Genomic DNA, 24,294 nt, shown 5'->3' on the forward strand with positions numbered 1-24,294 from the left:
GAATTTTCAGGGTTTTACATACTGTTCAATCTTCTGTTTTCAAAGTGCTTTTTGTTGTCTTCTTGCTTAATCAGCAACTCATATAGTATATCATGCAGTTACTTATCTGTCAACAACTTTTTTAACTTTTTTCAACCGGTTTTAACTGGCTGCCTTTGCGGTTTCTCTCGCATCGGGTCTTTAATATATCATGTCCTTTTCATCTTGTCAAGGATATTTGTGCCTTTTATTCAAACAATTTTTTCTGTATTTCTCCAACCACTATATATATAAGTTTCGTCTGAATATTTCTATATTTTGTGGTGTATGAAAAAATCTGCAGACCAAGGGGAATCTCTCTTGGTCTGCAGATTTGTTTTAATTGCACATATGATAACTACAACTTTATTTCTACACCAGTTTTTGCAAAAGTCCTAAAACCATCAGATTCAGAAGATTATGGTTGTATAAGAAGGACAGCCATTTGCTCGCCTCAATCTGACCCAACAGGGCAAGGCCCCAGCCGGTGGACGGGAAAGCAGTAATAACCAGGCAGGCCAGCCATAAAAAGACAAGGCCTTCCAAACCTCCCAGCAGAGCTCCGGCGATCTGATTGATTCCGGACAGAATGGGGAGTTTGGAAATGATATCCAGCCATCCGACCAGAAGCTTGATTACCATATAAACAAGCGAAAACAAAATCACCGACCCCAGAGAGCTGAGAATGACTTCTGCCAGATAGCCTCCTATATAATCAGTGAAGGCATTGACTCCAAGGGACTGGTACATCTCGCTGTTATTATTTTCAATCAAGGCTTCCTTCATATTCTTCGGGAGTTCAAGGCTCTCAATTAGAAGGCGTTGGGCAGAGGGTGTTTCCAGGACTTCGTCTGCCGGGATTTCCTCTTGTTCTAAATTTATGGATTTTTTTATGCTTTCTGAAATGGTCTGCTGCAGGGCTGTATTCTCTTTTAAAAATCCTGTTACAACAGGAAGGGATACTCTTGCAATGGTAAGGGACAGGATTACCGCCACCATGGAAACTGCCAGCCGGATAAAGCCTCTCCGGTGGCCGTACAAAATCATTCCCAACAGGTAGACTCCTGCTGCTATCGATAACCAGTTTTCCATATAAAACCTCATCATGATTCCGCCTTCAATACAAACCGGTCAATGGCCGCCGCCACTCCGTCTTCATCATTGGTGGTTGTTATGTAGTCGGCTGCCGCAAGAAGTTCTTCCTTTCCATTTTTCATGGCAACTCCGATTCCGGCTGCCTGGATCATGGAAAGGTCATTTTCTCCGTCTCCGATGGCCATGGTCTGACCGGCTTCCAGTCCCAGATGGGAGGCCAGCCGCAGGAGAGCTGCTCCTTTTGTTGCGCCGTGGGCGTTGATCTCCAGGTTATTAGGAAGGGAGGAGGTGACCAGAATGTCATCTCTCTTTTCCAGTTCAGCTCTTAACTTGGCCCGTTCTTCCATGTCTGAGAAAAACAGGTTGATTTTTTCCGCAGGTTTACGGCTGTTTTCTACAAATTCCAGGATATTGGGGTGAACATCTCTGGTCCGGCGGACTAATTCCTGTAATTCCGGAGTCAGACCGTACTCTGACAGGTGTTCAAAAAAGCGGCCTTCTGTTATCCCCCGGCCATTGATATAGGGGTCGTACATCACATCATAGGAATCCACAAACCGCAGTAATTCCAAAGTCTGCTCACAGGGCAGCATGCAGGTATCGATGATCTGCTTTTGGGTCATGTCTTCAATCACTGCACCATTGGTGGTAATGGCATAGCGTACACCGGGAATCCTGATTATTTCTTCCGGGATTCCCGATGCGCTCCGGCCAGTGCAGGGAACGATCCAAAGCCCTTTTTGGCAGCACTCAGTAAGAGTCCGGAGTGTTCTCCGAGAGATTTCCTTTTTGCTGTTTAACAGGGTTCCGTCTAAATCTAGTGCAATGAGTTTAATATTCACGTTTTATACTCCAATTAATAAATGAAATGTTCTTCCTTTAATATAAGAAGACCTTCTTTATCGTACTTTGTAGAAAACAGATTTTTAAGCCGTTTTCCAAGGGGAGGTTTTTCCGCCCGGTCCGCTGCTTCTTCAATTAAGCTTTCCGCATTGGCACGGTTAAGGGGAAGGCCGTCTTCCTCCATGATTTCAATTCTTTCATACAGCGCCAACATGCTTTTTCCGGTAACGCTGCAATCAATCTCATTGGCATAGCGGCAGGCATATTGGGCAAATTCGTCAATGTCCATCTCTTCCCCATGAAAGCCTGGGCCTTCTTCATCCCGGACAGAGGGGCGGTTTTCTTCGTAAAACTCCTCCTCTTCATATCCTTCCTCTTCTTCATACTCCTGATTCTGCCAGGAATCTGATTCTACCGGATATCCCTGATTTTCATACCTTGGTGCCTCGTAGCTTCCCTGAACATCTTCATAATCTGCTTCATAGGCAGAAGCTTCCGGTGTTTCATAGGAAGGGGCGGCAGTTTCATATACAGGAGGTGCTTGATAGACAGGCTCCTTATAGGCAGGTACTTTATAAGCAGGGGCTTGATGGGCAGATGCTTTTGGCATGGAACCTTTCTGGGTTCTTAAGGGAGAAGCTGGTATTTCCCTTTCAGGAAGACTCTCATCTGAACTTCTTACAGGAGAAGCCGTCATTTCCTCGCCGCTTCCGATGCATTCGAATTTACTGGCAAGATCCGGGTGGTCACAGTGAAGGGCTTCCATCTGCTTGGGATTATCGATGAGAACTACGATCATGCCGCTGGTGTCTTCAGCCATAAGGATGTTTAATTCTTCTAAGGCTTCTGTTGTAAGATCGCCTGCTTCTTCAATTACAAGGTCTTTTCCAGCCAGTTTTTCCGCAGATACCAGCACTCCCCGTTTGGAAAGCTTTGATCCCGTGATTCTGGCAACCGGATTTTTCACACCACTTTCTAGGTGAATCTGCTTTAAGGCGTCGACCGCCATCTTAAGTCCTTTTTCCGGAGTTGTGGCCTCTATCATCAAATGATTTCGGACAGGTGCTTCTTCGATTTCCTCGTCTTCCTCTTCCTCATAAGGTTCTTCCAGTTCCAAGTCACCATCCTGGCCGGTGGAATAATGCCAGGAAGCTTCATTTTCCGGCTCCTCATAGGAAGGGTCATGGATCAGTTCCGGCTCATCTTCATCCTGGTATAATTCAGCGTCATAAGGCTGATGGTCGTCAGGGTCACCGGAGACGAAAGCCTGGGGCTGATAGAAGTCTTCTTCGGAATCCTCGGCTGTCGCGGCTGACTGGAATCCGGCATATTCGGATTCAGAAACAGCTTCCATCTCCGGCTCTTCTATGTCATCTTCTTCAATGATTGGGCCGGAAGAATAAGAGTAGTCAGCTTCTTCCTCATTTAAATAGATTCCTCTGGGCTTTGGAAGAACTGCTGTAGGATGGCCCACACGTCTGATATCTTCTAAAACCCTGGTGCGCTCCAGTCTGGGAGCTTCCTGTATCACCGGCTCGTCATAGGAAATTCTGGACATTTCTCTGGCAAGACTTTCCTGAACTGCTTCTTCTTCCATACTGGTTTCCAGGTCATCTTCTATAGGAGGTTCCTGAAACCTCATATCCTCATAATAGGACTCAGGCTCCTGAACGGGTTCTTCTTCGTAATACTCTTCTTCCGGTTCAGATTCTGCAGCCGGTCTTCCTCCGGCTCCGTATTCCAGCTCCACTGCCCGCAGCTTCGCTTCGTATTTATCACGGTTCTCCACAAGATCCATCTGGTAGCTGGTCAGGGGTGCGTACCGTATCTTTAAATCCATGGCCTTATCCACATATTTTCCAAGGCCGAACATCAGCATGATCCGGTCGCAGGTTTCCACGCAGCGGTCCGTCATTCCTGCCAGGCTGTATAATTCTGCCAGCTCGTACAGCCATTTTTCATCCAGCTCCACGCTGGTGTAGGATTCCAGGGAATGGATGAGCTGCTGGGCAGGGGCTCCTTTTGCTTTTAAAATCATGTAGCGCAGAAGCTGCTGCCTTGGATCATCAGAAGCCAGGTCGCCGAATTCTTTGTAATAGGCTTCGGCCTCTTCGATATTTCCTTCTTTGATGGCCAGTTCGGCCAGCTTATAAAGCAGCCGTTTTCCAATGGGTGCCCGCTCAAAAGCCTGAAGAAGGATCTCCTTGGCCTCCTGATAGTTCCTGTTCTTTTCATAGACAGTGGCTACCATGGAAAGCAGATTGATGTTGCGGACTCTTCTCCAATCTATTGTATCGGCTATTTTCATAGCTGTCTCATAGTCGTTTTTGCCTACCAGTTTTTTAATCTGTTCAACCTTTATATTAAACTCGTACTTATCCATTATTTATCTCCTAATGAATCTTTTCTTTCAGACTTCCAGCTTCTGACAAGACGGGGATTTTACAGCTCAACCCGTCCTTCCAGGGCCCGCAGCAATGTTACCTCATCTATGTACTCCAAGTCCCCGCCGACGGGAACTCCGCTGGCAATCCGGGTTACCCTGATTCCTGTGGGTTTGATCAGCTTGCTGATATACATGGCTGTGGTTTCGCCTTCAAGGCTGGAGTTGGTGGCAATGATCACTTCTTCCACCTCTCCCTGCAGTCTCTGCATCAGTTCTTTCAGCTTTATGTCATTAGGTCCTATTCCCAGCATAGGGGAAATGGCACCATGGAGCACGTGATAAACTCCTTCAAATTTCCCTGTTTTTTCATAGGCCGCCAAATCCCTGGTATCTTCCACCACCATGATGGTTTTGTGATCCCGTTTTTCGCTTCGGCATATGGGGCACAGCTCCTGATCAGTCAGGGTAAAGCATTCCTTGCAGTAACGGACATTCCGTTTTGCTTCGGTAATGGATGAGGAAAGGCCCATCACCTGCTCCTCCGGCATGTTGATAATGTGAAATGCCAGACGCTGCGCTGACTTGCTTCCAATGCCCGGAAGCTTGGACAGCTCTTCAATTAATCTGGTTATCTGACTGCTGTAATAGTCCATGGCTAGAACGGAAAGCCTCCGCCTAAGCCTCCCAGACCGCCGGTCAGTTTAGCCATAGCAGAGCTGCTGTCTTCTTCCATCTGACGGAAAGCCTCATTGGTGGCTGCCACGATTAAGTCCTCCAGCATCTCGATGTCGTCCGGGTCCACAACCTCCTGGGACAGCTTGACAGAGGTCACTTCTTTTTTTCCGGAAACAGTGACAGATACGGCTCCGCCGCCTGCTGCTGCTGTATATTCCTTTTCTTCCAGTTCCTTTGTCGTCTCTTCCATCTGGCGCTGCATCTTCTGCGCCTGCTTCATTAAGTTGTTCATATTGCCAGGCATACCGCCTGGAAAACCGCCACGTTTTGCCATGGTGTGTCTCCTCCTGATTAATCTTCTATAGTTATATCCATTAAAATATTTGCTTTTAATTCTTCATCACTTACATATATGGTATCCAGCCGTTCTCCTCCGCTTCGAAGTCTTGCTTTAAAGGCGATGGATTTCTGGTAATGGTCTTCTACGTAACCCTGGATCTGGGAAATAGTGGCTTCCCTGCTTCCTATCATATAGTTGCTCTCATCAGAAAAGACGATGCAGAGGCAGCTTTCTCCCGACGGTTCCACCACTGTGTCACGGAAGCTGGCCCTGATTGGGCCTCCTAATTCCCGTATGATTTTGTTCCATTCGCTCCGGATTAAGTTTAAATCCTCCAGCTGGCCTTTGGGAAGGGTGATCCGCTCTGCAGGAGTCATTTCCCGGGCTGCGGGGGAGGAAGCGGTTTCTTTGGAAGGTTCCGCTCCGGAGGAAGGTGCCATCACAACACCTTCTTCCAGCATCTTTTCCATGACGGAAATACGCTGGAGTATGGAATCTAAATTCTGTTCCATCTGGGGGCGGGTCAGCTTGATTAAAGCCACCTCAATGAGGACCCGCTTTTGGGAAGCGTAGCGAAGCTGGTTGGAAAGGTCTGAAAATACCCTGATGTATCTGAGCAGGGTTTCCTGATCCGCAAGCCGGCTGTCTTCCTTTAAAATGCTCTGATTCTCTGCCGACATATCCAGAAGGCCTCCCGGATCGTCCACAGATTTTAACAATAACAGGTTTCTCAAATACCAGATAAAGTCAATGACAAACTGGCCCAGCTCCCTGCCTTGAATCACCATTTCTTCCAGAGCCAGAATGCAGTCCTTGGTCCGGTTTTCTGCCACTGCCCGGAACATCTTTCCAAATACCGTAATGTCCACGGCTCCCAGCACATCCAGAACCAGATCATAGGTCAATGGTTCTCCGTAATGGAAGGCGATGCACTGGTCCAAAAGACTTAAGGCATCTCTCAGGGCTCCGTCTGCCGACCTGGCTATATAAGTAAGGGCCCGTTCCTCCACCTGGGTCTGTTCTGTCTCTAACAGTCCTTTTAAGTGTTCCACAATGGTTTCCACGGTAATCCGTTTGAAATCATAACGCTGGCACCGGGATAGGACGGTTACGGGAATCTTCTGGACTTCTGTGGTTGCCAGTATAAATATGACGTAGGACGGCGGTTCTTCCAGAGTCTTTAAAAGTGCATTAAAGGCTCCTGTAGAAAGCATATGAACCTCGTCAATGATATAAACCCGGTATTTGCCTTCTGTAGGCGGATACTGGACTTCTTCCCTGATTTCCCGGATGTTCTCCACGCCGTTGTTTGATGCGGCATCGATTTCCACCACATTGAGAGAGGCGGCGGCTGAGATATTCTTACAGCTTCGGCATTCCCCGCAAGGGCTTCCGTCTATGGGCTGTTCGCAGTTGACCGCTTTTGCAAAAATCTTGGCAATACTGGTCTTTCCGGTTCCTCTTGTTCCGCAAAACAGGTATGCATGTCCGATACGCCCGGATACTATCTGGTTTTTCAATGTCTGTACGATATGGTCCTGACCCTTTACGTCGGAAAAGGATGAGGGGCGCCATTTCCGATACAATGCCGTATATGACATGCCAATGACTCCTTATTCGTCGCCGAAGCTGATACCTGTCATCTTGGCTTCCCTGATGATCGAGCTCGCCGGGTCGACTGTTTTTAATTTTCCGGCTACTTCGGCCAGAGGCGTTTTAACAATCTCGTTGTTTTTCACCGCAGCCATGTATCCGTATTCTTTGTTTTTAATTAACAAAGCAGCTTCTGCCCCAAGACGGGTAGAAAGCACTCTGTCAAAGGCGCAGGGCTGTCCGCCCCTCTGCATGTGGCCGGGTACGGTGACCCGCACTTCCTGTCCGGTCCGCTCTGTGATCTGTGCGCCGATTGCATAGGCCACGGAAGGGTAAACCGGGCCGTTTTTCCTTTTTTCTTTTAATTCCTTTTTAGTGAGAAGGGCATCTTCTTTGGAAATGGCTCCTTCTGCTACGGCAAGGATGGAAAACTTTTTGCCGTTTTTACTTCTTGTTTTTAATGCGTCTATTACAACATTCAAATCATAAGGGATCTCCGGGAGCAGGATGATATCAGCTCCTCCGGCTATGCCTGCGTACAGGGTGAGCCAGCCCACCTTATGTCCCATAACTTCTACAATGAAAACCCGTCCATGGGAAGCTGCAGTCGTATGGATGCAGTCGATGGCATTGGAGGCTATATTAATGGCGCTCTGAAAACCAAAAGTGACATCGGTCCCCCAAAGGTCATTGTCAATGGTCTTTGGAAGGGACACCACGTTGAGCCCTTCCTCCCAAAGGAGATGGGCAGTCTTCTGGCTTCCGTTTCCGCCTAAAACCACAAGACATTCCAGCTTCAGCTTTCTGTATGTGTGCTTCATGGCCTCCACCTTATCAAGGCCGTTTTCATCGGGCACCCTCATAAGCTTAAAGGGTTGTCTGGAGGTTCCTAAAATAGTGCCTCCCTTTGTCAGTATTCCTGAAAAATCTTCTGGCTTCATGATACGGTAATCCGCGTGGATAAGGCCCTTATAACCGTCTTCAAAGCCGACGATTTCCACATCGTCCATCATCCGGTACAACGCCTTTGCCACCCCGCGCATGGTAGCATTTAAGCTTTGGCAGTCACCTCCGCTTGTAAGCATTCCAATTCTTATCATTAAAGAACTCCCCTTTTCTGATTCGGTTTGTCATATGGAAATAGGTACTATTATACCCATTTTATACTCAATTATAATACAAAGGGACATGGGGGGCAAGGGAAAACTTTGTTTCACTGAGAAATGTAAGAAAATATTAAAAATGATTATTTTAAAATAAAAGACGCTGCGAAACAGTTTTCTGCTTCCCGGCGTCTGGAAATTCTTTATATTTAATCCGTGCGTCTCACTTTGAACCGCTATCACAAGCGTTACCCTGACAGTTAGCTCGGTCCAGGCTCCCTCACGGCACACAGATGATTTCACTTAGTGCTGCTGCATTCCTGCCCTGACACGGTTCATGAAGATCTGTTGCGTAAGACCCAAACGTCATCGCCACTTATCAGGGGCAGCCCTGCAATAGACGGCCCTGGGTGAGACATCACCCCTGCTAGAGCGGATTGCAGGTACAGGGCACCGCTATCTCCCCGGCTGCACGGAAACTTTATGACATAATTGATTGAATCGGAATTTAGTATACATGGAAACAGAGCTGTTGTCAAGGATTACGGCTGTTTTTTCTTTTCCCGCAGTTCCTTAAAAAAGTTTTTCATCATCTGGGAGCACTCTTCTCCCAACACTCCGGTTTCCGTAATAACCTGGTGGTTAAAGCCTTCTTCGTGAAGCAGGTCAAGGACTGAGCCTGCGCAGCCGGCCTTTGCATTCATGCAGCCTATGACAACTCTGGGAATTCTTGCCTGGACAATGGCTCCGGCGCACATGGGACATGGCTCCAGGGTCACATACATGGTGCAGCCTTCCAGCCTCCAGTCTCCTATTCTTTTGCAGGCTTTTCGGATGGCGTTGATTTCTGCATGGGATAGAACATTTTTATCAATGGTTCGGCGGTTGTAGCCTCTGGCGATGATCTTGTCTTCATAGACAATGACGCAGCCTATGGGGACCTCGCCTGCGGCTGCAGCTTTTTTTGCTTGTCTTACCGCTTCCCGCATATATTTTTCATCTATGGTCATATTGGCTCCTTGTGGTTTCTTGTGATATACTTGCACCAGTATATCACGAAATAAAGGAATGGTGAAGATATGAAGATTTGCGGACTGCAAAAAACTACTCTCCTGGATTTTCCGGGGCATGTGGCTGCTACGGTTTTTCTTGACCGCTGTAATTTCCGCTGTCCTTTCTGTCATAACAGCGGACTTTTGGATGGAGAGGCGGAGGCTTTGTTTTCTCAGGAGGAAGTTTTGGATTTTTTTAAAAAGCGGAAAGGGATTTTAGAAGGAGTCTGTATTACTGGAGGTGAGCCGACTCTGGCGGCTGATTTAGAGCCTTTTATCAGGGAAATACGGAGGCTTGGCTATCTGGTGAAGCTGGATACAAACGGGTACCGCCCGGAGGTCTTGAAAAATCTGGTTCTTTCAGGGCTTTTGGATTACGTTGCAATGGATATCAAGGCCGGAAGGGACAATTATTCTAAGGCAGCGGGAAAGGAAGGCCTTAAAATAGAAAACATTGAAGAAAGCGTTTCTTTTTTGATGTCAGGGAGAGTTCCTTATGAATTCCGTACCACGGCGGTGAAAGGGATTCATGATCTCGGAGACTTTTCCGATATTGGAAGATGGCTGGCCGGCAGTTCTCCTTATTATCTTCAGAATTTTGAGGATTCCGGGCAGGTTCTATGTCCTGGGTTCCGGTCTTTTTCCAGAGAGGAATTAAAGGAATTTTTAGATGTTTTAAGGCCATTTCTGCCTGATGCAGTGCTGCGGGGCATGGAAGCCTGACGGGTGCACGTAAAAAAGGGGCTGATATCAGCCCCCCAGTTTTACATCCGTATACCAGAATCCAAATCTTCCATCTTCCATAGGCTGGTCTTTAGACAGCACAAAGTTGGGGAATCCGAACATGGAGGCCATGTAGCGTTCGTTGCTGTAATAATGGCCGGGAACTCCCAGAAGATAGCGGGGCATGCCCTGTGGATTGAAGAGCTTTGCAATGATTAAGTAGCGGTAATTGTAGTATCCGTGCAGAAGAAAGCTGTTATTGCCATAAACCCAGGCATCTCTGGGGAGCAGGCCGATATCCTGGGGCTTGATGGTGAGGATTTCACAGCCATGCTCATAGTCAAAGGCAAGGATACGGGTATGTTCCCGTTTCAGTTTATCCCAGATCATATCATGAGAGCTTACATCCGGGTCTTCTTTTTGGCGGAGGCGTTCCAGATCGCTGGGATTTCCAAGTACAGGCTGTTCTTCTCCGGGCATCTGACCGGCAGCGTTACTGGTTCCATCAGCGGCAGGCTCCCGGTTGTCATAGGGGATGGTAGGCTCTCCGAATGTCATCATCCTCTCACGGGGTTTTTCTTCTTCCCGGCTTACAGGCTCTGGCTCTGGCTGGCTGCTCTGCTGTTTCACTTCGTCAGCTTCGTCAGCTTCCTCAGTTTCTACAGGCTCTGGCTCCTGAGGCTTCTCCGATTCTTCCGGTTGAGCCTCTTCTTCTTTTTCCATCATTTCTGTGGGCAGGTTTTCCTCCTGGGAAGATTCCTGAACCTGCTGGGCAGGGTTTTCTTCCTGAGAAGATTCCTGAGCCTGCTGAACAGGGCTTTCCTCCTCTTCACTGGAGGCATCCGAAGAGGAAACCGGTTCTTCTTCCGGTTCCTGGCTGGCTGACTGGACTTTTTCCGGCTCTAGGGGGAATTCTTCTTCAATTTCCTTTACTGCCCGTTTGATCCGCTCTTCTGAAATCGCTTCCTGATCTTTTTCAAGAGAGGCGGAAACTGCACTTTGTAAATCCACTTCTGCTGCGTGGGCGACAGAGTCCTCCCATATGGTGGTATAGGACCGCCATGTGTTTTTAACATCATGGATGGTCAGGCCGTAACACTGGTCCATGGAAATTCCGGAATGTTCTATATCCTCGGCAGACACTGAGATTCTGAATTCTCCGGAACCTCCGCGCACAAAAATATTTCCCAGATATATTTCCTGATCTCCGGACAGTAAGTAGACTCCGATGTCATTGCCTCCCACATAGATTCTTTTGGCACTGACCGTAACTTTACACTGGCTTCCCCTGGTTTCAATCTTGGCGAATCCGATGTTTTTTCCTTTGACTCCGCCTTCGTAGGCATAAATATATGAGATTAGTCTCCGATAGTTAGACATGCCATCACTCCTTTATAACTATTTTATGGAAATATCATTGCAACTATGACATAAAAATGATATCCTGTTGAAAGAATAAACAAAAATCTTTAATCACAGATGGAGGGTAAAAAGATATGAAGATTTACCAGGCTAAGGATTATAACGATATGAGCCGGAAAGCTGCAAACATTATTTCCGCACAGATTATTATGAAGCCGGACTGCGTACTGGGACTGGCTACCGGTTCCACTCCTGTGGGAACCTATAAGCAGTTAGTTGATTGGTATCAAAAAGGGGATCTGGATTTTTCTAAAGTAAAAACCGCAAATCTGGACGAATATAAAGGGCTTTCCAAGGACAATAGCCAGAGCTATTACTACTTCATGCAGGAACATTTATTTAAGCATGTAAATATCAAAGAGAAGAACACCCATATCCCTGACGGGACGGAGACAGATGCCGAGAAGGCGGCTGAAGACTATGAAGCAATCATAAGCGGCCTTGGCGGTGTAGATTTGCAGTTATTGGGTATCGGTCACAACGGCCATATTGGTTTTAATGAGCCTTCCGACATTTATCCAAAAGATACCCATGTTGTTGACCTTCAGGAGAGCACCATTGAAGCAAATAAACGTTTTTTTGACTCCATTGATGAGGTTCCACGCCAGGCTTATACCATGGGAATCGGAACTATTATGAGGGCACGGAAAATCCTGCTTTTGGTCAGCGGGGCAGAAAAGGCGGATATCCTGTATGAATCTATCTGCGGACCTGTTACTCCAAGTGTCCCTGCTTCTATCTTACAGCTTCATCCTGATGTGATTATTGTGGCTGATGAGGCAGCTTTATCCAAAATGGGAATCAGCTGATTCCATTTATCTTGACTTTTATTTTTTATGCTGTTATAGTTTTAAACAAATCTTGAAAAAAAGGAGGTGAGACGCTGTGTGCCGTACTTCAATAAAAATCAGTTCTTTATGGATGAATATTGAGCATATTTCCGTTATTTTGGGTAATTTTGACCTGTCCGTGTATCAGTGCGCCCATTTTTACGAAAAAAACAGCGTCTTGCCTCAAATTTTGTCCAATAGCAGGTAGCTTTTATTGACTGTTATGTGACTGAATTTCCGGCCGGGCGCATTCGCAATGGAGGAATTTCATTCATGAAACAGAATAAAAAGTTTCTTACCGGCTTCGGCTCTTATTCCAGAGCCGTATGTTCCACTATGTTCATATGTACCAAACAAATCTTTGACGGCGGCTTCCTGTCTGTATCAGGAGGATATTTTGTTCAGGCCGTCCAGTTTGTCATGCTTATTTTTATCTGGAAGTCTCTGGGGGAAGGTGTTGACCAGTTGATGACCTATACCCTTATGGCGGCGATTTTTCATCAGGAGCTGAATATTATTTCCCCTGCCACCTCTTCCCTTTGGGAGGGGTCTGTCATTGGGCGTTTTCTTCGTCCCATGCCTGTGGAAGTCAGCTTTTTTGCGGAAACCATTGGAAAGTGGTGGATTCCTAACTTTATATTCTTCGGCCTGCCTCTGTGGCTTTTGTCTCCTCTTTTGGGGATCAATCCCTGGCCTGCCGGGGTTTTGTCAGGAATCCTGGCTGTTTTCAGCCTTATTCTGGCGGCTTCTTTAGGCTTTGCCATTGATTTGCTCTTTGCATCTCTGGCTATCTATTTAAAAAACGGCTGTTTTGCCGCCCTGGCTGTCCGGGAGGCCGTTTATTCCCTGCTTTCAGGAGAGATGATTCCATTTTCCTTATTTCCATTTGGAATTGGGAACTTATTTTCCCTGCTTCCCCTTGGATCAGTGGCTCATGGGCCTCTTACTATTTATACGGGCACAGCAGAAAACCCATGGAAGGTTCTAGGGCTTCAGATTTTCTGGAACCTTATTTTGTGGATTGCTGCGGCCCATGTCTTTAAAAAAAGCAAAGAAAGGATGATTTCTTTTGGTGGATAATATTAAAATTCTTTTTAGGCTTTACGGGCAGTATGCGAAAATGGACCTTTTATGGCTCCTTCGTGATACGCGGTATTTTCTGCTGCAGCTGGTATCTGATGCCGTAACCGGAATCTGTACGGTTACAGGCGTGTTCCTTTTGTCTGTCAGCTTCGGGGATTTCTCCGGCATGAGCCGGGAGGAGATTCTGTTTATGATGGGTTATTCCGTATTTCTTGACGGGATTTATACCGTGTTTTTTATTGGAAATAATACCTCCATGGTCAGCCGGATCATCGGCCGGGGGCAGCTTGACCACATTATGATTCAGCCGGTTCCTCTGTGGACCCAGCTTCTGGCCCAGGGCTTTTCTCCGTTTTCCGGTTCTCCTCTTCTCATATTGGGAACAGGGCTCTCCTGGTACGGAGCTGTCAGAGCCGGGGTGGCAATAAGTCCGGGATGGATTTTGCTGTTTCTTTTTTACAGTGTCTGCTCCTGCCTTATTATGCTTTCATTTTTATACCTTTTGTCCTGCACTGCCTTTTATTCTCCTGCTGCGGCAGAGGAAATTGCCGGGACGGTCAGGGATTTATTTTCTTCTTTGAAAACTTATCCTTTGGGAAAGATGAACAAAACGGTCAGAGGGATCTTCCTTACCGTCATACCCATAGGGCTGGCTTCCTGGCTCCCTTCCCTGATTTTGCTTAGAACCGGGGAAAAGGGCGGGTTTTATATTCCGGCGGCAGCGGCTGTGCTCTTTACTATTGCTCTTTTATTTTTTAAGAAAGGACTGAAACATTATGTACTTCACGGCTCACCCAGATACACCGGCTTTGGCCATCGATAATGTGACGAAACAATACTGCCAGTGGCAGAGAAGCGGGAAAGCCCGCGATATTATAAAAAATATGCTTCACCCGGAAAAACGGGTGGTAACAGCCCTTGACCACTTGTCCCTGACCATCCGCCAAGGGGAGTTTGCAGCCTATGCAGGGTCCAATGGGGCGGGAAAAAGCACTACTATAAAAATTCTTTCCGGCATTCTTTTGCCGACGGAAGGGCGGGTGTCTGTCCTTGGATTTGATCCGGCCAAGGAACGGACTGCCCTTATGCGGCATATCGGGGTGCTGTTTGGGCAGAGGACGGAATTGTGGTGGGATCATCCGGTCATCACCAGCTTTGAATGGAAAAAGGCGGTCTGGAATATTCCGGAAAAGGTTTATCAGGAAAATCTAAGTCTTGTGACGGAACTGTTAGACCTTGGAGACATATTGAAGACTTTTGCCAGGGAGCTGAGTCTGGGACAGCGGATGCGGGCGGATATCGCCATGCTGCTTTTGCACGGTCCTGAACTGATCTTTTTGGATGAACCCACCCTGGGCCTTGACGTTCTGGCTAAACAGCAGATGATCCGTTTCTTAAAAAAGATCAACAGGGAGAGGGGTACTACGGTTGTGGTAACCAGTCATGACATGGATGATCTGGAGGAAATGGCCCAGAGGATGGTGCTTCTTAACAAAGGACAGATCGCTTTTGACGGAAGCTTCGATGAACTGAGGGAGGTTCTGGGAGGCTTTTACAGAATCCAGATTACTACTCCTGTCCACGAGTCTGCTCCAAGACTTCCGGCCCTGAAGCTGTTAAGCTCAGAAAACGGATTTCACGAGTATGAATTTGACCGGAAAAAGCTGGAAATCCATGAAATTCTGGGTATGCTGGCTGAATTTACTCAAATTCAGGATGTGGAGATTAAAAAAGCTCCTATTGAGGATGTGGTTGCAGGCCTGTATTTAAGCTGGAAGGAAATTTAACAGTTGGATTTCTTTTCAAAATGAGGTAAAATGTGTATAACACACAAAGATAAGGAGGCCATGACTATGGCATATACATTTACAAAAGATTTGGAAACAGGAAATCAGTTAATTGATTCTGAGCACCGCCAGTTGGTCGACGCTATCAACAACCTGCTTGCTGCCTGCGGTGCAGGAAAAGGGCGTATGGAGCTGGCCAATACGACGAAATTTTTGCAGGATTATACTGCAAAGCATTTCAGCAATGAAGAAAAGCTTCAGCTTCAATATAAGTATCCGGATTATGCCACACACAAGCGTTATCATGACGACTTTAAAAGGGTTGTGGCTGGAATCTGTGCCAAGCTGGAGAAGGAAGGTCCTACCATCCCTCTTGTGGGAGAGGTTAACAGCACCATTGCAGGCTGGCTGATCACTCATATTAAGAAAGAAGACGTAAAGGTTGCCGCATATATAAAGGGCAAGTAATAATCTTTTGGACCATGGGAATAATACATAATCAGAAAGAGGGCATCTGTACAATGAAAGATCCAAATTGCGCATATTGTATGCAAGGGGAACTGGTAGCCAAGTTCGGCTATCCGGTCTGTGAAATGGAAACGGGATTTTTATATTTATTTAAGGAACAGAGTAAAAAAGGCAGGGTGATTCTGGCATACAAGGATCATGTCAGCGAAATGATTGACATCAGCGATGAGGAGAGAAATGCCTTTTTTGCTGATACCGCCAGGGTTTCCAAGGCTGTTCACAAAGTGTTTAATCCGGATAAGGTGAATTACGGCGCTTATGGGGATACCGGATGTCACCTTCATATGCACATCGTTCCTAAGTACAATGGAGGGGATGAATGGGGCAGCACCTTTACCATGAATCCGGATAAGGTATATTTAACTGACAAAGAATATGAAGACATGGCTGCTGCCATCAGGGCCGCATTATAAACCATGAAAATGATTGTAAAAGGAGGTGTCCGCCGTGTTGGAAGAAATCAGGCTGCAGGCTGAACAGGCGGCCGCGGAATTGCTGGAGGCTGCTCACTTAAAGAAAGGGAACTTAATTGTGATCGGCTGCTCCTCCAGTGAGATTTCCGATCATCGCATTGGTTCTCATTCCAGTGAGGAGATCGGACAAGCAGTTTTTTCCGCTATCTATGAGGTTTTTAAGGCTCAAGGGATTTATGTGGCAGCCCAATGCTGCGAACACTTGAACCGGGCCTTGATTCTGGAGAGGGAAGCGGCAGAGCTTTACGGCTATGAGCCGGTGAGCGTTGTTCCCCAGCTAAAGGCAGGTGGTTCTTTTGCTTCTGCAGCTTACAGGATATTTAAGGAGCCTGTGGCAGTGGAGGCCATAAAGGCACACGCTGGAATGGATATCGGAAACACCCTCATTGGGATGCATTTAAAGGCTGTGGCTGTTCCTGTCAGACTTAAGACCAACCGCATCGGGTTTGCCAATGTGGTGGCTGCCCGCACCAGGCCTAAGTATATCGGGGGAGTCCGGGCATGTTATGAGGACTCTCGAGAGTAGACTGCTGCTGAGTATATTTTTTAAAAACACCATGTAAAAATGCGCCTTGAACCGAGGTGTGCTGTCCCTATATAGGGTAGTATACCACGGTCCTGGCGCATTTTTCTGTCTTGCCTGATGTTTTAATCCGGTATTTTATTTGCAGTTTTATTTTCTTAACGGTATGAAGTCTGAACTGCCTTCGCCAGAACCTTAGGGTCTTTGACGTAAGGTGTAACCGGGCAGATTTTTTTATCCGCTCCCATAAGGGTGTATACGGCTATTCTGGCGGCACGGACCGAGTATTCCTCGGTGAATACCATGTCATCAGGGATTTCCACAAACTGGCTTACCATGGCAAAGTTAGTGGAACCTGCGGGAACCACGTTGGGACGGTCAGTCATTTTACGGGGCTGGAACTGGGCATCCACGTAGGGCATCATACAGGGAATTACATTGACCACATCGGCCAGAATCTCCTCTAAGCGGTCTTCCATATGAAGGTGGTGGAGAAGCTCTGTCAGCATTTCTTCTCCGGTGCAGTCCTTCATAGGCTTCTTTACATAATCGCCCACCCGATCGGTATAAAGCCCGTATCCCCAGAAAATAGTCTGGTCCATAGGCTGATTGATGAAGTGGGGCTGGGCGGCCACTACAATGCTCATAAGCCAGTTGGAGTCTTTAAAGGTCATTAAGGCTCCGCTTCCAGGAACGTTTCCGGAATAATTCTCAATCATTTTTAAAAGCTTATTGCCCCGGCTGGTAACGGTAAAGCTTTCCCAGTTGGTTTCCTGTACATCGCCAAAAAACGGATAGGGATTTCCAAGTCCCGGCTTCTTTGCGGCGACTTTGCTCCACAGCTCTCCTGATATGGGTCTTAAATTAGGCGCAGGGGCAGGAGTGTGAAGGTCTCCCAAGGTAGCACTGTCGGTCATGCAGGCGTTGGTCATGATGCAGATGTCGCCATCCTGAAGCTCGATGGTGCTCTCCTTTCCTTTGTCTATCAAGTGAAGCATTTTTGCCGTGATTCCATCACCGTCAGCAAAGTCAATGTCTTTTACAACACAGTTTTCCTCAAAAACAACTCCCTGTCTTCTTAAATATTCTTCCAGAGGACGGATTACGCTGTCATACTGGTTTAAGGGAGTTCTTGTCACTCCTTCCAGGGTTTCAATTCTTGAAAACTCTAAAATCATCCGGCGCATGTAACGGCGGAACTCAAAAAGGCTGCTCCAGGTCTGGAATGCAAAAGTAGTCTGCCACATGTACCAGAAATTAGTGGTAAAAAAGTGGGGCATGTCTGCAAACCACTGTTCAATGGTCATATCGTCCAGCTTTTCTTCCGGAGTATTCATGAGCTTTAAAAGAGCCATCCGCTCCTTCTGTGTAAATCCCATGCTTTTTACATCCAAAATATTTCCTCTTTTGTCAATCAGTCTGGCTTTGGCTTTCGTGGGATGGGCGTGGTCAAAATTCAGGATTTCCTCAGTCACGCTCCTGTTGGGGTTACTTAAGGATGGGATGGACCGGAACAGCTCCCAGAAATTTTCGTATGTTTCTTCATTAAGCATTCGGCCGCCCCGGCAGACAAAACCTTTTTCCGGAGTACCGATGCCGTCGTTGCTTCCTCCTAAAATCGGAAGTCCTTCAAAAATCGTGATCTGTTTTCCCGGCATATTGCAATCCCGTACCAGGTACGCCGCTCCTGCCAGACTTCCCAGGCCTCCGCCTACAAAATAGGCTTTTCTGCCTTCCGGATTATGGACTTTTTTCTCCTGCCTTTCCGGCTCGTTTTGTTTTGAATGTTTCTGTTTCTTTGAATAATCATAGGCTTTCACTGCTGCCATGGCTGCGGCAGTGGCTGCCAGACTATAGGTCAATGCTTTTCCGAAACTATTTTTGTCCTTCATGATCAATGCTCCAATCTGTGATTTGATGTAACTGATGGCCTCATATTAGCATACTTCGTTTTACTCGTCATCATACATGCTTTTACAATTGTAAAAAAAAACGACACCATGGAAATGGTGTCAAAAAACAGGACATTTTTTGCATTTTGTCTATCGAAATTATTTTCTTCTTCTTTTACAATAAGTAAAAACAAAAGGAGGGAGAATTATGTCAGTGACCCTGCGCAATCACATCCGGGAATCCGTATTAAGGACGGCACTTCTCCATCAATTAAAAAACGGACAGAAATCTCCGGAACGGGCAGCCAGAAATATGGAAGAACTGCTGCTGCGGTTTCAGCCCTGTTCCATGGAACAGTTTCATTATACCGAGCTTCTTGCAATGATCAAAAGCTGCACTCTGGAGGAATGCTTAAATCTCATTATGAAAAAGCTTTCAGATAGCCGATCTGCTTGGTGGCATTGACCAGGCTCTTTAACTGCCGGACTATCAGCCAGGGCTCCTGCTTCATGCCTTTTTCCGCCCAGTTGACAATCACGCCGCAGATGCCGTAAGCGTAAAACTGGGCATCAAATTCCTGTTCTTCCTCTGTTAGCTTCTTTTTTTCGTCAAGGAACAGGATCGCCTCCAAAAACAGGGCTTTTGCCATTTCCAGAAGATAGCTTTCAAAGGTATGCTCCTGTTCTTTTATGGTATTGATATAAAAAGCCTTCTCTGCTCTCATATTTTCAAGCAGTTCCAGCACCTTCTGATCCCAGTTCTCAAGAGTGATATTTTCCGCTATGGCGGCAAAATTTTCATTGTAATAGATCCAGCTTAACAGCTCATATTTATCCTGATAATGATAATAGAAGGTCTGCCGGTTCAGACCACATACAGCCGTAATATCTGATATGGATATCTTGTTAAACGGCTTTTCCCTGCACACCTGTTTCAAAGCTTCTGCTATGGCACGTTTGGTAATCAGTGAATCCGACATGTCCCCTCCTGTAAATTTATTTTCTCATATTGGTAAAATAGTTGCTTAAGGCGGCAAACTGCTCTAAAGTCAAGGCTTCCCCTCTTATGGAGGCGCCAAGGCCCAGGCTTTCTATTGCTTCTAAGATTTCTTCTTTTGTGAAAGAAATTTCCGGCGAGTTGTTTAAGCCATTTTGCAGGGTCTTTCTCCTCTGGTTAAAGGAGGCCCGGATGAGGCGGAACATCAGGTCCGGATCTTCTGCAGTTACAGGCGGATTTTTATGCCGGGTCAGGCGGATTACAGCAGAGCCTACGTTAGGGCGGGGCATAAAACAGTTTGGCGGTACATTGGCTACAATATAGGGCTGTGCATAGTACTGGACTGCCAGAGAAAGAGCACCGTAATCCTTGGTACCGGGTCCCACCTGCATCCGGTCTGCCACTTCTTTCTGAACCATGACCGTAATGTTATCAATAGGAACATTTCCTTCAAAAAGTCCCATAATAATGGGGGTGGTAATATAGTAAGGAAGGTTTGCCACCACTTTAATGGGGCGGCCTCCATTATACTGCTCTGTGATCTGATTCACATCTGTTTTTAAAATGTCGCCGTGTATGACTGTCACATTGTCGTAATCCCCAAGGGTTTCCTTCAGAATGGGGATTAAGTTGGAGTCAATCTCCACTGCCACCACATGTCCCGCATTTTCCGCCAGATACTGTGTCATGGTGCCGATTCCCGGTCCGATTTCCAGCACACAGTCATCCTTTGTTACGCCTGCCGATGCAATAATTTTATCCAGCACGTGAGTATCGATTAAAAAGTTCTGGCCGAATTTCTTTTGAAATGTAAATTCATATTTTTTTATGATTTCAATGGTTTTTTGGGGATTTCCCAATGATGTCATGCTAGTCCTCCGTTTTCGCTTGCTTCCTGTTATATTAAACCGTATAATTTTTTCCCGTTGCGGTTGGTAATCTCTATGACTTCTTCTTCTGAAATCCCCTTAATAGCGCTGATCTCCTGAACTACATAAGAGAGATTTAAAGAGGAATTTCGTTTTCCCCGGTTGGGAACCGGCGCCAGATAGGGGCAGTCTGTTTCTAAAACCATCTGCTCCATAGGCATATATTCCACCACCTCACGCAGTTTTCTGGCGTTTTTAAACGTCAGCACTCCGCCGACTCCAAGGTAATAGCCCATGTTTAAGTATTCCCTTGCTATTTCTTTTCCATAAGAAAAGCAGTGAATCACTCCGCCTAAGTTCTTTTCTGCATGGGCCTTCATAAGGTCCAGGGTATCCTTTGCCGCATCACGGCTGTGAATGACCACCGGAAGCTTTACCTCTCTTGCAAGGTCTAACTGGCGGATAAACCATTTTTTCTGAGTATCATGGTCCGGTTCCTCCCAGTAGTAATCCAGGCCGATTTCCCCGATTGCTACCACCTTTTTATTGGAAGAATGCTCTTTAAGCCAGTTTAAATCCTCTGACCTCATTTCCCCGGTGTCATTGGGGTGAATGCCGATGGCTCCATAGACATGAGGATATTTTTCAGCCAGCTTCAAAGTGTTTTTGGAGGTCTCCATGCTGGCCCCTATATTAGTCACTGCCTCAATGCCATGCTCCAAAAGGGAGCCCAGCAGCAAGTCTCTGTCTTCATCAAATGCCTCATCATCATAATGGGCGTGTGTATCAAAAATCATAATATTCTCCTTTTAAGTGATGCTTAAGCGCAGCAAATACAGCAGAAGAAGGTGAACCGGATAAAACCAGTAGAAAAAGTGCTTTAAGTCCATTTCTCCTCTTTTTCCGTTATACATACGGATAGGGATAAACGCCAAAGCCGCTGCACCGGAAAGGCTTAGGCTGGACACCACTGCCAGCATCCCTCCAAACAAGGTCTGAAGCTTTTTATTTTCACGAAACACATAGAAAATCAAAATCATGCCAATTCCAATGGCATCGTAATCGCTCCTTATTAAGGAAGCTGCTGCCATTCCTGCCAGGGCCGCCAGGCTTTGTTTTACAGGATTTCCTGCGGCTTTTCTGTAAAAATGCAGGACACAGAGGCCGATGAACAAGGTGAAGTAGACATTCTGGTAACCGGGCTGAAACCACTGGTCAAAGATAGCTAAATCAAAAGGAATCTCAGAAATAAAGGCAAAGGCCAGAAGCCGGATTCCATACTTTTTCACATCACGCGTATGAAGGAAACCTTCTGTCAGCAGAAAGCAGAATATGGGAAAGGCCAGTCTTCCGATGGTTCTCAGCACCACGTATGCCATGGGCCACGGGCTTCCTTCCGGGATCACGCCTTCCGGGCCTCCTAATATACCTCCTGCAACCAAAATCACTCCGGCATGGTCTAAAAACATAGTTACAATAGCAACCATTTTCAACGTATTTCCGGTAATTCCTTTTACAGAAGCTGTTCCTGTCTCGTACATGGAATTCTCCTTTTTTAATAAGGCCGGATCAAAAACCCGGCCTTTTCTTCGTTCTCACATATTTTTATCAGCAGATCTCTGCTCCTGAAGGCATTGGCTTTTCAGGAACCATAAGAGATAAATTTCCGTCTGCATCCTCTGCACAGAGAAGCATGCCCTCAGACATGACTCCCGCAAGCTTTGCAGGCTTTAAGTTTACCACAACCATCACCTTTTTGCCAACCATTTCTTCCGGCGAGTAATGGGCCTTGATGCCGCTGACAATCTGCCTTACCTGGCTTCCGATCTTTACCTGGGAGCATAAAAGCTTTTTGGATTTTGCAACGGCCTCGCAGGCAATGATCTCGCCTACCTGGAACTGGAGCTTGGCAAAGTCATCATACTCAATTTCAGCCTTTGCTTCGATATCAATACCGCCTTCAGAGCCTGCCTCAGAAGTTGTTTCTCCTAAGCCTGCCTCCTGATCTGCATTCATGGCTTCCACCTTTTCCATGACTTCCTTTATGTCCATGCGGGCAAAGAGGATTTCCGGTTTATCAGTTACCTGGTTGCCGGAAGGATAGAGACCGAATTCATTCATCTGGGACAGCTCCCTTTTTGCTGTATTAAGCTGGGCCAGTATCTTTTCTGAAGTTTCAGGCATGAAAGAGGCCAGCAGGGAAGCGCCTACGGTAATAGCTTCTGTCAGGTTATACAATACCGTTGCCAAACGGGGCTTTGCTGCTTCATCTTTGGCAAGAACCCACGGAGCTGTTTCGTCAATATATTTATTGCTTCTCCGGAAGATGTTAAAAATGGCTGTCATGGCATCGGCAACTCTCAGCTTTTCCATCTTCTCCTGAACCTTTTTCACTTCTTCCAGTACCACTGCCTTTAAGTCCTGGTCAACGGCTTCTTCTGTATTTTCATTGGATACAATTCCGCCAAAGTATTTATTTGACATGGAAATGGTGCGGTTTACCAGGTTTCCAAGGATGTTGGCAAGGTCTGAATTCATCCGCTCCACCATCAGTTCCCAGGTAATGACTCCGTCATTGTCAAAGGGCATTTCATGAAGCACAAAGTAACGGACTGCATCCACGCCGAAGAAGTCCACCAGGGTATCAGCATAGAGCACATTTCCTTTGGACTTGCTCATCTTTCCGTCTCCCTGCAGCAGCCATGGGTGGCCGAATACCTGCTTTGGAAGGGGTACGTCAAGTGCCATAAGGAAAATGGGCCAGTAAATGGTATGGAACCGGATGATATCCTTCCCGATTAAGTGAAGGTCAGCAGGCCAGAGCTTTTCAAACTGGGGAGTGCTGTTTCCATTGCAGTCGTAGCCAATGCCTGTGATGTAGTTGGTCAGAGCATCCAGCCATACATAGGTCACGTGTCTGGGGTCAAAGGTAACAGGGATGCCCCATTTGAAGGTAGTTCTGGATACGCACAGATCCTGAAGGCCCGGAAGAAGGAAGTTGTTCATCATCTCATTCTTTCTGGATACGGGCTGGATAAAATCAGGGTTTTCATTGATGTGCTGAATCAGTCTGTCTGCATATTTGCTCATACGGAAGAAATAAGCCTCTTCCTTGGCAGGCTTTACTTCACGTCCGCAGTCAGGACATTTTCCATCTTTTAACTGGGATTCCGTGAAAAATGACTCACATGGGGTGCAATATAAGCCTTCATAATGGCCTTTATAAATGTCGCCCTGGTCATACAGCTTCTTAAAGATCTTCTGAACCTGCTCTTCGTGGTCTTTATCTGTGGTCCGGATAAACTTATCATAAGAGGTGTTCATCAAATCCCAGATATTCCTGATCTGATCAGCCGCCTGATCCACAAACTCCTTTGGTGAAACTCCTGCCGCTGCCGCCTTCTCTTCAATTTTCTGGCCGTGCTCATCGGTTCCTGTCTGGAAAAATACATCATATCCCTCAGCCCTCTTGTAGCGGGCGATGGCATCTGCTAAAATGGCCTCATAGGTGTTGCCGATATGGGGCTTTCCTGAAGCATAGGCAATGGCTGTGGTGATATAATATGGCTTTTTGTCAATATTCTTACACATAAATGTTCCTCCTGTTATAAAATAAAATAGACTTTCTGCAAAGAAAAAACCCGTCTCAAACATCCTTTCGGAAATTTAAAGACGGGGAACAGTCCCGTGTTACCACTTTAATTCATCTGTGCCTTACAGCACAGACCTTAACGGCTGCATTCACATTCATAAATGCCTTTACCGGCTTTATGGCTGTTTTAACAGTCTGACACGATAACGGGTGTAACCGTCGGAATTTAAAAGCAGATGGCTGCCAGTTCAATTCCGCTGCTCCAAGGCCATGTTGGGAAATTCGCTCAAGCTTCCTTTTCAGCTTCCGGAAGTCTCTGTTCATGAGGTGGATTTCTTACTCTTCTTTTCTCAGCATTCTTACAGATATAGTTTATTAGTATCCTTAGTTTAATGGCTATAGCCTGGTTTGTCAAGCGGGTAGGCTTCATATATGCTTATTTGTCATGACTTTTTTTAAAGGATCATATA

General features: G+C 46.5%; 24 protein-coding genes, 1 other RNA gene and 1 other annotated feature. Of the genes, 9 read left to right on the forward strand and 16 right to left on the reverse strand.

Going from position 1 to position 24,294, the window contains the following annotated elements; translation table 11 throughout:
• Positions 1-390 precede the first annotated feature (390 nt).
• The 9 genes from V7M78_RS05055 to tadA form a co-directional block, all read right to left on the reverse strand.
• Positions 391-1,110, reverse strand: coding sequence for a CvpA family protein (locus tag V7M78_RS05055; protein WP_333647077.1), 720 nt, complete (start codon positions 1,108-1,110; stop codon positions 391-393).
• Between the two features lie 11 nt (positions 1,111-1,121).
• A complete protein-coding gene (locus V7M78_RS05060) occupies positions 1,122-1,955 on the reverse strand; it encodes a Cof-type HAD-IIB family hydrolase (RefSeq protein WP_333647079.1) in 834 nt (277 codons plus the stop codon).
• A 14-nt stretch (positions 1,956-1,969) separates the two neighbouring features.
• The gene (locus V7M78_RS05065) at positions 1,970-4,339 is read right to left on the reverse strand and encodes a tetratricopeptide repeat protein (RefSeq protein ID WP_333647081.1); all 2,370 of its coding nucleotides are present in this window, start codon (positions 4,337-4,339) and stop codon (positions 1,970-1,972) included.
• 59 nt (positions 4,340-4,398) lie between these two features.
• Positions 4,399-4,995, reverse strand: a complete 597-nt coding sequence (gene recR / locus V7M78_RS05070; protein ID WP_333647083.1) for a recombination mediator RecR — start codon at positions 4,993-4,995, stop codon at positions 4,399-4,401.
• 2 nt (positions 4,996-4,997) lie between these two features.
• Positions 4,998-5,351, reverse strand: coding sequence for a YbaB/EbfC family nucleoid-associated protein (locus tag V7M78_RS05075; RefSeq protein WP_333647086.1), 354 nt, complete (start codon positions 5,349-5,351; stop codon positions 4,998-5,000).
• A gap of 17 nt (positions 5,352-5,368) precedes the next feature.
• Positions 5,369-6,958: a DNA polymerase III subunit gamma/tau gene (gene dnaX / locus V7M78_RS05080; RefSeq protein WP_333647088.1), complete on the reverse strand. Its 1,590-nt coding sequence runs from the start codon at positions 6,956-6,958 to the stop codon at positions 5,369-5,371.
• Between the two features lie 12 nt (positions 6,959-6,970).
• Positions 6,971-8,050, reverse strand: a complete 1,080-nt coding sequence (locus tag V7M78_RS05085) for a 6-phosphofructokinase (protein WP_333647090.1) — start codon at positions 8,048-8,050, stop codon at positions 6,971-6,973.
• Between the two features lie 217 nt (positions 8,051-8,267).
• Positions 8,268-8,529, reverse strand: an RNA gene (ffs, locus tag V7M78_RS05090) — signal recognition particle sRNA large type.
• 66 nt (positions 8,530-8,595) lie between these two features.
• Positions 8,596-9,063, reverse strand: coding sequence for a tRNA adenosine(34) deaminase TadA (tadA, locus tag V7M78_RS05095; RefSeq protein WP_333647092.1), 468 nt, complete (start codon positions 9,061-9,063; stop codon positions 8,596-8,598).
• A 69-nt stretch (positions 9,064-9,132) separates the two neighbouring features.
• Here tadA and V7M78_RS05100 point away from each other — a divergent pair, with 69 nt between their 5' ends.
• Positions 9,133-9,828, forward strand: coding sequence for an anaerobic ribonucleoside-triphosphate reductase activating protein (locus V7M78_RS05100; RefSeq protein WP_333647095.1), 696 nt, complete (start codon positions 9,133-9,135; stop codon positions 9,826-9,828).
• 27 nt (positions 9,829-9,855) lie between these two features.
• Here the strand turns inward: V7M78_RS05100 and V7M78_RS05105 are convergent, their stop codons facing one another.
• Positions 9,856-11,208: a DUF6128 domain-containing protein gene (locus V7M78_RS05105; RefSeq protein WP_333647097.1), complete on the reverse strand. Its 1,353-nt coding sequence runs from the start codon at positions 11,206-11,208 to the stop codon at positions 9,856-9,858.
• A 116-nt stretch (positions 11,209-11,324) separates the two neighbouring features.
• Between V7M78_RS05105 and nagB the strand changes: the two genes are divergently transcribed.
• From nagB to V7M78_RS05140, 7 genes are all read left to right on the forward strand, one after another.
• Positions 11,325-12,059 (forward strand): glucosamine-6-phosphate deaminase, encoded by a 735-nt coding sequence (gene nagB, locus V7M78_RS05110; RefSeq protein WP_333647099.1) that lies wholly within the window; start codon positions 11,325-11,327, stop codon positions 12,057-12,059.
• A gap of 294 nt (positions 12,060-12,353) precedes the next feature.
• Positions 12,354-13,160 carry a hypothetical protein gene (locus V7M78_RS05115; protein WP_333647100.1) on the forward strand — a complete coding sequence of 269 codons (807 nt, stop codon included), beginning with the start codon at positions 12,354-12,356 and terminating at the stop codon, positions 13,158-13,160.
• Positions 13,153-13,986: an ABC transporter permease gene (locus tag V7M78_RS05120; protein WP_333647101.1), complete on the forward strand. Its 834-nt coding sequence runs from the start codon at positions 13,153-13,155 to the stop codon at positions 13,984-13,986. Before V7M78_RS05115 ends, V7M78_RS05120 begins: the two co-directional genes overlap by 8 nt.
• Positions 13,940-14,950 carry an ABC transporter ATP-binding protein gene (locus tag V7M78_RS05125; RefSeq protein ID WP_333647103.1) on the forward strand — a complete coding sequence of 337 codons (1,011 nt, stop codon included), beginning with the start codon at positions 13,940-13,942 and terminating at the stop codon, positions 14,948-14,950. The genes V7M78_RS05120 and V7M78_RS05125 overlap by 47 nt, the downstream gene beginning before the upstream one ends.
• Before the next feature lie 66 nt (positions 14,951-15,016).
• Positions 15,017-15,418: a bacteriohemerythrin gene (locus V7M78_RS05130; protein ID WP_333647105.1), complete on the forward strand. Its 402-nt coding sequence runs from the start codon at positions 15,017-15,019 to the stop codon at positions 15,416-15,418.
• A gap of 53 nt (positions 15,419-15,471) precedes the next feature.
• Entirely contained in the window at positions 15,472-15,891 is a 420-nt protein-coding gene (locus V7M78_RS05135; RefSeq protein ID WP_333647107.1) for an HIT family protein, read from the forward strand.
• 34 nt (positions 15,892-15,925) lie between these two features.
• The gene (locus V7M78_RS05140; protein WP_333647109.1) at positions 15,926-16,477 is read left to right on the forward strand and encodes a TIGR01440 family protein; all 552 of its coding nucleotides are present in this window, start codon (positions 15,926-15,928) and stop codon (positions 16,475-16,477) included.
• Between the two features lie 155 nt (positions 16,478-16,632).
• Here V7M78_RS05140 and V7M78_RS05145 read toward each other — a convergent pair whose 3' ends face one another.
• A complete protein-coding gene (locus V7M78_RS05145; protein WP_333647111.1) occupies positions 16,633-18,366 on the reverse strand; it encodes an oleate hydratase in 1,734 nt (577 codons plus the stop codon).
• Positions 18,367-18,574: 208 nt separating this feature from the next.
• Between V7M78_RS05145 and V7M78_RS05150 the strand changes: the two genes are divergently transcribed.
• On the forward strand, positions 18,575-18,832 hold the full coding sequence (locus tag V7M78_RS05150) for a hypothetical protein (RefSeq protein WP_333647113.1): 258 nt from the start codon (positions 18,575-18,577) through the stop codon (positions 18,830-18,832).
• On the opposite strand, the gene dhaS is transcribed toward V7M78_RS05150, so the two are convergent.
• The 5 genes from dhaS to metG all read right to left on the reverse strand — a co-directional run bounded on the left by dhaS (position 18,789) and on the right by metG (position 23,823).
• A complete protein-coding gene (dhaS, locus tag V7M78_RS05155; RefSeq protein ID WP_333647115.1) occupies positions 18,789-19,346 on the reverse strand; it encodes a dihydroxyacetone kinase transcriptional activator DhaS in 558 nt (185 codons plus the stop codon). The genes V7M78_RS05150 and dhaS overlap by 44 nt on opposite strands.
• A gap of 16 nt (positions 19,347-19,362) precedes the next feature.
• A complete protein-coding gene (gene rsmA, locus V7M78_RS05160) occupies positions 19,363-20,232 on the reverse strand; it encodes a 16S rRNA (adenine(1518)-N(6)/adenine(1519)-N(6))-dimethyltransferase RsmA (protein ID WP_333647117.1) in 870 nt (289 codons plus the stop codon).
• Positions 20,233-20,261: 29 nt separating this feature from the next.
• Entirely contained in the window at positions 20,262-21,029 is a 768-nt protein-coding gene (locus V7M78_RS05165) for a TatD family hydrolase (protein ID WP_333647119.1), read from the reverse strand.
• A 12-nt stretch (positions 21,030-21,041) separates the two neighbouring features.
• Positions 21,042-21,773 carry a TraX family protein gene (locus V7M78_RS05170; protein WP_333647121.1) on the reverse strand — a complete coding sequence of 244 codons (732 nt, stop codon included), beginning with the start codon at positions 21,771-21,773 and terminating at the stop codon, positions 21,042-21,044.
• A 67-nt stretch (positions 21,774-21,840) separates the two neighbouring features.
• Positions 21,841-23,823: a methionine--tRNA ligase gene (gene metG, locus V7M78_RS05175; protein ID WP_333647124.1), complete on the reverse strand. Its 1,983-nt coding sequence runs from the start codon at positions 23,821-23,823 to the stop codon at positions 21,841-21,843.
• A 74-nt stretch (positions 23,824-23,897) separates the two neighbouring features.
• Positions 23,898-24,185, reverse strand: a binding site (T-box leader).
• Positions 24,186-24,294: the final 109 nt, after the last annotated feature.

Source organism: Lacrimispora sp. (assembly GCF_036758025.1).
Taxonomy (GTDB): domain Bacteria; phylum Bacillota; class Clostridia; order Lachnospirales; family Lachnospiraceae; genus Lacrimispora.

Excerpts from the sequence above, each read along its gene's own strand:
- V7M78_RS05170 (WP_333647121.1), bottom strand. The coding sequence starts at position 21,773 with ATGTACGAGACAGGAACAGCTTCTGTAAAAGGAATTACCGGAAATACG.
- V7M78_RS05125 (WP_333647103.1), top strand. The coding sequence starts at position 13,940 with ATGTACTTCACGGCTCACCCAGATACACCGGCTTTGGCCATCGATAAT.
- dnaX (WP_333647088.1), bottom strand. The coding sequence starts at position 6,958 with ATGTCATATACGGCATTGTATCGGAAATGGCGCCCCTCATCCTTTTCC.
- V7M78_RS05135 (WP_333647107.1), top strand. The coding sequence starts at position 15,472 with ATGAAAGATCCAAATTGCGCATATTGTATGCAAGGGGAACTGGTAGCC.
- V7M78_RS05145 (WP_333647111.1), bottom strand. The coding sequence starts at position 18,366 with ATGAAGGACAAAAATAGTTTCGGAAAAGCATTGACCTATAGTCTGGCA.
- V7M78_RS05085 (WP_333647090.1), bottom strand. The coding sequence starts at position 8,050 with ATGATAAGAATTGGAATGCTTACAAGCGGAGGTGACTGCCAAAGCTTA.
- V7M78_RS05115 (WP_333647100.1), top strand. The coding sequence starts at position 12,354 with ATGAAACAGAATAAAAAGTTTCTTACCGGCTTCGGCTCTTATTCCAGA.
- tadA (WP_333647092.1), bottom strand. The coding sequence starts at position 9,063 with ATGACCATAGATGAAAAATATATGCGGGAAGCGGTAAGACAAGCAAAA.
- nagB (WP_333647099.1), top strand. The coding sequence starts at position 11,325 with ATGAAGATTTACCAGGCTAAGGATTATAACGATATGAGCCGGAAAGCT.
- V7M78_RS05075 (WP_333647086.1), bottom strand. The coding sequence starts at position 5,351 with ATGGCAAAACGTGGCGGTTTTCCAGGCGGTATGCCTGGCAATATGAAC.
- V7M78_RS05100 (WP_333647095.1), top strand. The coding sequence starts at position 9,133 with ATGAAGATTTGCGGACTGCAAAAAACTACTCTCCTGGATTTTCCGGGG.
- rsmA (WP_333647117.1), bottom strand. The coding sequence starts at position 20,232 with ATGACATCATTGGGAAATCCCCAAAAAACCATTGAAATCATAAAAAAA.
- V7M78_RS05130 (WP_333647105.1), top strand. The coding sequence starts at position 15,017 with ATGGCATATACATTTACAAAAGATTTGGAAACAGGAAATCAGTTAATT.
- dhaS (WP_333647115.1), bottom strand. The coding sequence starts at position 19,346 with ATGTCGGATTCACTGATTACCAAACGTGCCATAGCAGAAGCTTTGAAA.
- V7M78_RS05165 (WP_333647119.1), bottom strand. The coding sequence starts at position 21,029 with ATGATTTTTGATACACACGCCCATTATGATGATGAGGCATTTGATGAA.
- V7M78_RS05150 (WP_333647113.1), top strand. The coding sequence starts at position 18,575 with ATGTCAGTGACCCTGCGCAATCACATCCGGGAATCCGTATTAAGGACG.
- V7M78_RS05065 (WP_333647081.1), bottom strand. The coding sequence starts at position 4,339 with ATGGATAAGTACGAGTTTAATATAAAGGTTGAACAGATTAAAAAACTG.
- recR (WP_333647083.1), bottom strand. The coding sequence starts at position 4,995 with ATGGACTATTACAGCAGTCAGATAACCAGATTAATTGAAGAGCTGTCC.
- V7M78_RS05055 (WP_333647077.1), bottom strand. The coding sequence starts at position 1,110 with ATGGAAAACTGGTTATCGATAGCAGCAGGAGTCTACCTGTTGGGAATG.
- metG (WP_333647124.1), bottom strand. The coding sequence starts at position 23,823 with ATGTGTAAGAATATTGACAAAAAGCCATATTATATCACCACAGCCATT.
- V7M78_RS05105 (WP_333647097.1), bottom strand. The coding sequence starts at position 11,208 with ATGTCTAACTATCGGAGACTAATCTCATATATTTATGCCTACGAAGGC.